General features: G+C 73.5%; 7 protein-coding genes. All 7 read right to left on the reverse strand.

The genetic code is table 11. The features are described from left to right. Window positions 1-670 (reverse strand): MmgE/PrpD family protein (locus VGI02_RS02775; protein WP_331625724.1); only part of this gene is annotated, 670 nt, incomplete at its 3' end. Between the two features lie 82 nt (window positions 671-752). Next, a complete protein-coding gene (locus VGI02_RS02780) occupies window positions 753-2,447 on the reverse strand; it encodes an amidase (RefSeq protein ID WP_331625725.1) in 1,695 nt (564 codons plus the stop codon). Further along, a complete protein-coding gene (locus tag VGI02_RS02785) occupies window positions 2,444-3,607 on the reverse strand; it encodes an acyl-CoA dehydrogenase family protein (protein WP_331625726.1) in 1,164 nt (387 codons plus the stop codon). Before VGI02_RS02785 ends, VGI02_RS02780 begins: the two co-directional genes overlap by 4 nt. A gap of 17 nt (window positions 3,608-3,624) precedes the next feature. Then, on the reverse strand, window positions 3,625-4,917 hold the full coding sequence (locus VGI02_RS02790) for a CaiB/BaiF CoA transferase family protein (RefSeq protein ID WP_331625727.1): 1,293 nt from the start codon (window positions 4,915-4,917) through the stop codon (window positions 3,625-3,627). After that, entirely contained in the window at window positions 4,914-5,465 is a 552-nt protein-coding gene (locus tag VGI02_RS02795) for a MaoC family dehydratase (RefSeq protein ID WP_331625728.1), read from the reverse strand. The genes VGI02_RS02790 and VGI02_RS02795 overlap by 4 nt, the downstream gene beginning before the upstream one ends. A gap of 28 nt (window positions 5,466-5,493) precedes the next feature. Next, complete coding sequence (locus tag VGI02_RS02800; RefSeq protein WP_331625729.1) at window positions 5,494-6,933, reverse strand: MFS transporter; 1,440 nt, start codon at window positions 6,931-6,933, stop codon at window positions 5,494-5,496. A gap of 406 nt (window positions 6,934-7,339) precedes the next feature. Further along, window positions 7,340-8,048, reverse strand: a 709-nt coding sequence (locus tag VGI02_RS02805; RefSeq protein ID WP_331625730.1) for an HpcH/HpaI aldolase/citrate lyase family protein, incomplete at its 5' end; no start/stop codon positions are given.

An 8,048-nucleotide genomic window follows, 5' to 3' on the forward strand; every position in this document is an offset into this window, starting at 1 on the left:
AGCTCGCCGCGGTCAGCCCGCACATCGCCGCCCAGCCCGGGTGCAGCCGCTTGGTCCAGGAGCCGTCCGCCAGGAACTCCAGCAGCCCGCCGGACATCGAGCCGACCACGCCCTGCGCCGAGACCAGCGCGGCGGCGTCCAACCCGGCCAGTTTGCCGGCCGCCACCGCCGCGCCGAACGCACCGGCCACCGCGGTCGGGTGCCAGCCGACGTCGTGGAACCCGCCGGCACCGCCGATGCCCACCCGGGCCGACACCTCCACGCCGAGCACGTACGCGAGCAGCAGGTCCCGGGTGCTGGCGCCGGCCGAGGTGGCCGCCGACAGCACGGCGGGCAGCACGCCGGCGGTGACGTGGGTGACCGCCGGGATGTGTGTGTCGTCGAAGTCCAGACCGTGGATCAACACGCCGTTGAGCACGGCGGCATCCCGGGGCGAGAGCCGGTCGGGCAGGCCGAGCACCGGGTGCGCACCGGCCCCGCCGAGCCGCAGCAGCGCGTCCCGGGCCACCGACGGGAAGTCGTAGGCCGTGGACGCGAACGCCAGCCCGACCGCGTCCAGCACCAGGTGCCTGGCCCGGGTGTACACCTCGTCCGGCACGTCCCCGGGGCGCGCCGCCGCGACGAACTCGGCCACCGTGGCGGACAGGGACAGCTGGGCGGTCCGGGTCACGGTGGACTCCTCGTGGCCAGTGGTGGATCGAGGGGCCGCCACGACGCTGTGACGACCCCCACATGGATAATACGTCAGACATTTAAGCGGGAGCAGGGGGTACCCGACGGTGGTGGTCGGTCCGCGCCTGGAACAGCCGGGCCACCCGCAGTGCCAGCTCCTCCCGGTGCGGCGCCGCGATCAGCTGCGCGGACACCGGGCAGCCGTCCGGGGCGAACCCGGTGGGCAGGGCCAGCCCGGGTGCTCCGGTGAGGTTGCCCAACATCGTCGACCGGGACTGCGCGGCGTACAGCGGGTACTCGACGCCGTCCACCACGACGGCGCACTCCGGCAGCCGGGGCGCGGTGGACGGGCAGGTCGGCACCACGATCAGGTCGGCGGCGGCGAACACCGTGTCCAGCTCGCGCTGCAGCTCGGCGCGGAACGCCAGCGCGCGCAGGTAGTCGACCGCCGGCGTGGTGATGCCCTGGCTGATCCGGCGCACCAGCACCGGGTCGTACTCCGACCACCGCGCGGCGTTCACCCGGTGCAGCGCGGCCGCCTCGGTGAACACGATCTGGTAGCCGATGGGCAGCGCCTCGGCGGCCGACGGCAGCTCCCCCGCCACCACGGACGCGCCGGCGTCGGTGAGCACCTCGACCAGGGCGGCCACCCCGTCCCGCACGGCGCCGTCGCACAGCTCGGTGAGGTAGCCGCCCGGTAGCGCGATGCGCAGTCCGGCCAGGTCGGCCGGCAATTCAGGCGGCTCGAAGGGTGGCGGGGCGCCGATCCTCGGGTCGTGGCCGTCCGGGCCCCGGATCACCGCGAACACCAGTGCGGCGTCCACCGCCGACACCGCCAGCGGGCCGACCGTCTCGGTGGTCGGCGACAGCGGGAACACCCCGGTGCGCGGCACCACCCCGGCGGTCGGCTTGAGCCCGGTCAGCCCGCACCACGCCGACGGCAGCCGCACCGAGCCACCCACGTCGGTGCCCAGCCCGAACGGCACCACCCGCGACGCCACGACGGCCGCCGTCCCGGTCGACGAGCCGCCCGCCCAGCGCCCCGGGTCCCACGGGTTGCGGCAGGCACCGAAGCGCGGCGGGTGCGGGCCGCCCACGGCGAACTCGGTGGTGGCGTCCTTGCTGATCGGGATCGCCCCGGCCTCCTCCAGTCGGCGCACCACGGTCGCCGACTCCGCCGCCGGCCGGTCGCCGTACACCCACGAGCCGTTCGTGGTCGGCACCCCGGCCACGTCGATCACGTCCTTCACCGCGAACGGGACACCCTCCAGCGCCCTCGGGCGGCCGTCCGCCCAGCGCCGGGCCGAGTCCTCGGCGGCGGCCAGCGCGCGGTCGTCCAGGGTGGCGATCGTGCAGTTCAGCCGCTCGTGCACCCGCTTGCACTTCGCCAGCGCCTCGGTCACCAGGCCCACCGGCTCCGTACCGCCGTCCCGGTACCCCGCGAGCACCTCCCCAATTCCGCTGGTCAAGGGCTGTGAGTGGTATTGGTCGCTATGACGACCAATACCACTCACGGGGTCTGACCAGCGGTTTCCGTGGGCGGGGTCGGTGGTGGCCAGTGCGGTGGCGTCGTTGCCGGGCAAGGGGCGGTCGCGCAGTCGGGTCACCGCGGGGGCGGTGGCGAGCACGGCGGCGTGCATCGCGGTGATCTGGTCGGCGTCCAGCGGGTAGCCAAGGCGCGCGGCCAGCACCCCGAGCTCCTCCGGCGTCGGGTCGGCCGCGGCGGGCCGCGCTGTCAGCTCGGCCGCGGCGGGGCGCGGCGTCGGGCCGGTCATCGGATGACCGACTCGCCGGCCAGCAGGGCCTTGGCGACGACCCCGCGCAGCACGTCGTTGGTGCCCTCGCCGATGGACATCAGCGGGGCGTCCCGGTACAGCCGCTCCACCTCGAACTCGGTGGAGTAGCCGTAACCGCCGTGGATCCGCATCGCGTCGGTCGCGCACTCCAGCGCCGCCTCCGACGCGAAGATCTTCGCCATGCCGGACTCGGTGTCCATCCGCACCCCGTCGTCCATCCGCGACGCCGCCCAGTAGGTCATCAGCCGGGCCGCCTGCAGCCGCACCGCGATCTCGGCCAGCCGCAGCTGCACGGCCTGGAACTCACCGATCGCCTGACCGAACGCGGTGCGCTCGCGGGCGTAGGACAGCGCCTCGTCGTAGGCGCGCTGGGCCAGGCCGACACTGCGCGCGGCGACGTTGATCCGACCGGTCTCCAGCGCGGACAGCACCTGCTGCAGCCCACGCCCCTCCACCCCGCCGAGCAGCTGCGACGCCGGCACCCGCACGTCGCGCAGCACCACCTCGCACGACTCGGTGCCCTTGTAACCGAGCTTGCCGATGTCGGCGGTCACCTCGAAGCCCGGACTGTCCGCGTGGATCAGCAGCACGCTCATGCCCCGGTGCGCGGGCGACGCAGACGGGTCGGTCTTCACCAGCACCGGCAGCGGGTCCGCGTAGCGCGCGTTGGTGATCCACATCTTGGTGCCGTCGATGACGTACTCGTCACCGTCGCGCCGGGCGACCGTCGAGATGCCCTGCAGGTCCGTGCCCGCGCCGGGCTCGGTGAGCGCGATCCCGGTGCGACGTTGCCCGGTCGCCAGTTCGGGCAGGTAACGGTCGCGCTGCTCGGGCGTGCCGTGGTGGGCGAGCATCCAGCAGGACACCGAGTGGCTGCCGAGGATGCCGGCGATGCCCATCCACCCGCGCGAGATCTCCTCGAAGGTCAGCGCGAAGGAGACGGTGTCCGCGGCGAGACCGCCGTACTCCTCGGGGATGGCCAGGCCGAACAGTCCCAGCTTCTTCATGCTCTCGACGATCTCGGTCGGATACCGGCCCGCGTGCTCCCAGTCGCGGGCGACGGGGACGATCTCCGAGTCGACGAAGTCACGCAGCGAGTCGCGGTAGAGCCGCTGCTCGTCGGACAGCTGGAAGTCCATGAGGACGCCTTCCTGGGTCAGCGGGTGGGCGCCGAGGGCGCCTCGGGAACGGTGATCGCGGCGCCGGAGCCGGCGCGGGAGAGCGGCACGTCGGCGAGGGACTCCTCGGGCGCCCCGAAGGCCCCGGCCGCGCGCAGCGACGCGACACGCCCGGCGTCGTACCCCAGGCCGGTCAGCACCGCGTCGGTGTCACTGCCCATGTCCGGGCCCCGGCGGACGGGCCCGACGTCGGCCCCGGGCGGGCCGACGCGCACCGGCGAGCGCAGCGAGCGCACGGTCCCGAACCGCGGGTGCTCGGTCTCGACGACGAGGGCCCGCGCCAGGGTGTGCGGGTCGTCGAGCGCCCCGGCCACCTCGTGGATCGGCGCGCAGGGGATGCGGGCCGCGTAGAGCGGGTCGAGCCACTCGTCGACGGTCCGCGTGCGGAACAGGTCCTCGAGCAGCGGCACCAGGGCGTCGCGGTTCCGGTCACGGTCGGCGAACGTCGCGAAGCGAGGGTCCGCGGCGAGGTCCGGGCGATCCATCACCTCGGTGAGGCGGTGCCAGAACTTCTCCTTGGCGCACCCGACGACGAGCCAGCCGTCGGAAGCCTCGAAGGCCTGGAACGGCACCAGCGACGGGTGCGCGGAGTGGTGCGTGCGGGTCGGCTGGTAGCCCTCGGTGAGGTGCCACGTGGCCGGGTAGGTCAGGAGGCTGACCGCGGTGTCGTAGAGGGACAGGTCGCAGTCGGTGCCCACGCCGTCGCGCCGGGCCTGGTGGATGCCCGCGAGCAGCGCGATCGCCGCGACGAACCCGCCGCTGTAGTCGACCAGCGACAGGCCCGCCTTCTGCGGGGCGCCGCCGGGCTCGCCGGTCACCGACATCCAGCCGGCCAGGGCCTGCAGGACGTAGTCGTACCCGGGCTCGTCGGAGCGCGGCCCGGTCATCCCGAACCCGGTCAGTGAGCAGCACACGATCCGCGGGTTGATCTCCGCCAGGTCGGCGTAGCGGATGCCGAGCTTCGCGGGGACGTCGCCGCGCAGGTTCGAGTAGACCGCGTCCGCCGAGCGGACCAGATCGTGGAACACCTCGCGGCCGGCGGCCGTCCGGATGTCGAGCACCATCGAGGACTTGTTCTTGTTGAACGACTCGAAGAACAGCGAGTCCTCGCCGCCCGCGTAGGGCGGGACGTAGCGGCCCACGTCCCCTCCCGAGCCCGGGTCCTCGATCTTGATGACCTCGGCGCCGAGATCGGCCAGGTGCATCGAGCCGAACGGCCCGGCGCCGTACTGCTCGAGCGACACGATCCGGACGTCCTCGAGTGGCCTCACGCGTGCACCGCCGCGTTCGTCCCGGGCTCGTTCTCCAGCGAGAGCGGCGTCGTGGCCTGCGGGAACAGCGACGCCGCGGCCGCCGAGTCCCGACGGTGCACGTAGAAGGTGCGCTTGAAGGTGAGGACCTCGACGGCGTCCTGGTTCAGCGTCCGCGTCCGGATGGTGACGATCCCGGCGTGCGGCCTGCTGTTCGAGCCGCGCACCTCGAGCACCAGGCTCTCCGACCACAGGGTGTCCCCGACGAACACCGGCGCGGTCAGGCGCAGGTCGTCCATCCCGAGGTTCGCGAAGGCGTTCTGCGTGGTGTCGGTGACCGACTGCCCCACCGCGATCGCGATGGTGAGCGGCGAGACCACCAGTCGTCGCCCGAACTCCGAGGACTCCCCGACCGCGGCGTTGAAGTGCGCCTGGTTGGTGTTCATCGTCAGCAGGGTGAACCAGGTGTTGTCGCTCTCGCTGATCGTGCGCCCCAGCGGGTGCTGGTAGACGTCACCGACCTCGAAGTCCTCGAGGAACCGTCCGCGCCAGCCGTCCTGCACCGTCATCGTGCTCCCTCCGTCGTACTTCGCAACGCTAAACATCTGACGTTTTATCGGCAAGGGAACCGACGGAGATTTCCTCCAGCGTGCGGTTACTGGTGCGCACCCCGAAGAACAGCAGCACGACGCCCATGAGCAGGGCGGCGACGGCGAGGTACACGTACACGGCGGCCATGCCGAGCCCCGTGAAGATCGCGGCCACGAGCACCCCGCCCAGGACGCCGGCCAGGCGCCCGGTCCCGTTGGCGATGCCGGAGCCCAGCCCGCGCAGCGCCAGCGGGAACACCTCGGCGATGTAGGTGTAGAGCACCGCGACGCCGGTCTGCATGAGCATCGAGGCCAGGAAGCCCGACACCAGGATCCAGACCGGGTTGCCGACCAGGCCGAACACCAGCAGCAGGACGGCCACCACGCACTGCAGCGCGAAGACGAGGTTCTTGCGCTCCCACCGGTCGATGAACGGGAACGCGAGCAGCGCGCCCGGCACCGCCGCGATGGCGAGCACCGAGGCGTAGGTCAACGACTCGGCGGTGCTGTACCCGCGCTCGACGAGCAGCGTCGGGACCCACGAGGTGAACCCGTAGAAGGACAGGATGAGGAACACGCACGCGGCGGAGGCGACGACCGTGCGGCGCAGCGCCGCGCCGTGCAGCAGATCGCGGACCGACGCGGGCGGGATGGCAGGCGTGGCGACCGGCGCGGGCAGCGGCTCGCCGGTCTTCGCGCGCGCCTCGTCCTCGAGCTTGGCGACGAGCCGCTCGGCGGCCTCGGCGCTCCGGCCGCGTGCGGCCTGCCAGCGGGCGGACTCGGGCAGCACGCGCAGCGCGACGACGCCGATGATCGCGCCCAGGGCGCCGAAGACGAAGATCCAGCGCCAGGTCCCCGGACCGAGCGGGACGACCAGACGGGCGAGCCACGCCGCGACCGGGACGCCGGCGAGCCCGACGGCGAGCAGCAGCGACTGGTACCGGCCGCGCAGCGCCCGCGGGAACATCTCGCTGACGTAGACGAGCAGCACCCCGGTCATGGCCTGCAGCCCGAACCCGGTGAGCACGCGCATGACGCCGAGACTGGTCGCGTCCCACGACGCGGCCGAGAGCAGCGAGAAGGTCGAGTAGAAGAACACCGCGCCGAGCAGGACCGGCCGGCGGCCGAGCCGGTCGGAGAGCCTGCCGCCGACGATCGCACCGAGGAACATCCCGACGAAGCCCGCCGAGGTGATCAGCCCGATCGTGCCGATCGAGAGGCCCCACTGGGTGCGCAGCGCGGGCGCCGCGTAGGCGAACGAGTTGAGGTCGACGAGGTCGAAGACGAACAGCGCACCCAGGAGGACGACCCACATGCGGTGCGTCCGGGTGATCACCGGGAGGCGGTCGAGCCGCGCCGCGAGGTCGCCGTGACCGGGCGGCCCGCCCTCGGTAGTGGCGTCGGCGGAGCTGTCGCGAGGTTGTGTCGGACCCGTGCTGGTGGTCATCGGCTGTCGTCCTCCCGGGCCGCGCGTCGCACCGCCCCGTCGTGACCGACGCCGCACGGGCTCGGTCAGATGTCGTCCCAGTCACACCCGACGCTAAACATCTGATGTTTTGAGCACAAGAGTCGGTCGCCGAACTCCCGACGTCCGATGCGCGGAGACCGCGCGGCACCCGCGCTGCCGTGACCACCTCGACGAGGGGCACACCAGGCAGCTCCGACAGCCCCACGACCTGCGTGACGTGCCCCTCGCCGGCACGCGCCCGACCGGGCTCTCGGTCACGGGCACACCAGGCAGCTCCGACAGCCCCACGACCTGCGTGACGTGCCCCTCGCCGGCGCCTGGGGTGGCGCCTGGGGTGGCACCTGGGGTGGTACCCGCGATGGCGCCCGCCCGGCCCGGGTCACGCTCACGCTCGGGCCCGGCCCGCGCGGGCCAACAGCGAGTGCGCGCGGTCCACCACCGGCTTGTCGACCAGCGCGCCGTCGAGCACAGCCACCGCCGAACCGGCCGCCGCGTCGACGACGGCCCGGGCCCAGCTCAGCGCCTCCGCGTCCGGGGCGAGCGCGGCCGCGGCCACCGGGACCTGCGCCGGGTGGATGCAGAGCTTGGCGGTGAACCCGCGGGCGAGGGCGTGGCGGCAGTCGTCGGTGAGCCGGGCGGCGTCCCGGACCGCCACGGTCACGCCGTCGACGGGCGCGGCGAGCCCGGTGGCCCGGGAGGCCAGCGCCAGCACCGAGCGCGCGTGCCCGAGGGCGTCACGGTCGGCGTGGTCGACCCCGAGCTCGGTGGCGAAGTCGACGGTGCCGAAGGCCAGCCGGACCACCTCCGGCCAGCGGGCCACCTCCGCCGCGCCCTGCACTCCCGACGCCGTCTCGACCAGCGCCACGACGGGCAGGCCCGCGCCCGCCAGTGCCGGCGGACACGCCGGCGACTCCGCCTTCGGCAGCATGACCGGGACCCCGTGCGCGCGGGCCGCCGCGACGTCGTCGTCGTGCCAGGGAGTGCCCGCGCCGTTGACGCGCAGCGCCACGACGCACGCCCCGTCGACCCCGCCGCCGGCGAGCCAGGCCCCCACCTGCTCCCGTGCCGTGACCTTGTCGTCCGGGGCCACCGCG

The sequence above is a fragment of the Actinomycetospora sp. genome (genome assembly GCF_036497245.1).
In the GTDB taxonomy this organism is placed as follows: Bacteria; Actinomycetota; Actinomycetes; order Mycobacteriales; family Pseudonocardiaceae; genus Actinomycetospora.

Coding starts and splice junctions, on each gene's coding strand:
- VGI02_RS02780 (WP_331625725.1), bottom strand. CDS start 2,447: ATGACCGGCCCGACGCCGCGCCCCGCCGCGGCCGAGCTGACAGCGCGG.
- VGI02_RS02785 (WP_331625726.1), bottom strand. CDS start 3,607: ATGGACTTCCAGCTGTCCGACGAGCAGCGGCTCTACCGCGACTCGCTG.
- VGI02_RS02795 (WP_331625728.1), bottom strand. CDS start 5,465: ATGACGGTGCAGGACGGCTGGCGCGGACGGTTCCTCGAGGACTTCGAG.
- VGI02_RS02800 (WP_331625729.1), bottom strand. CDS start 6,933: ATGACCACCAGCACGGGTCCGACACAACCTCGCGACAGCTCCGCCGAC.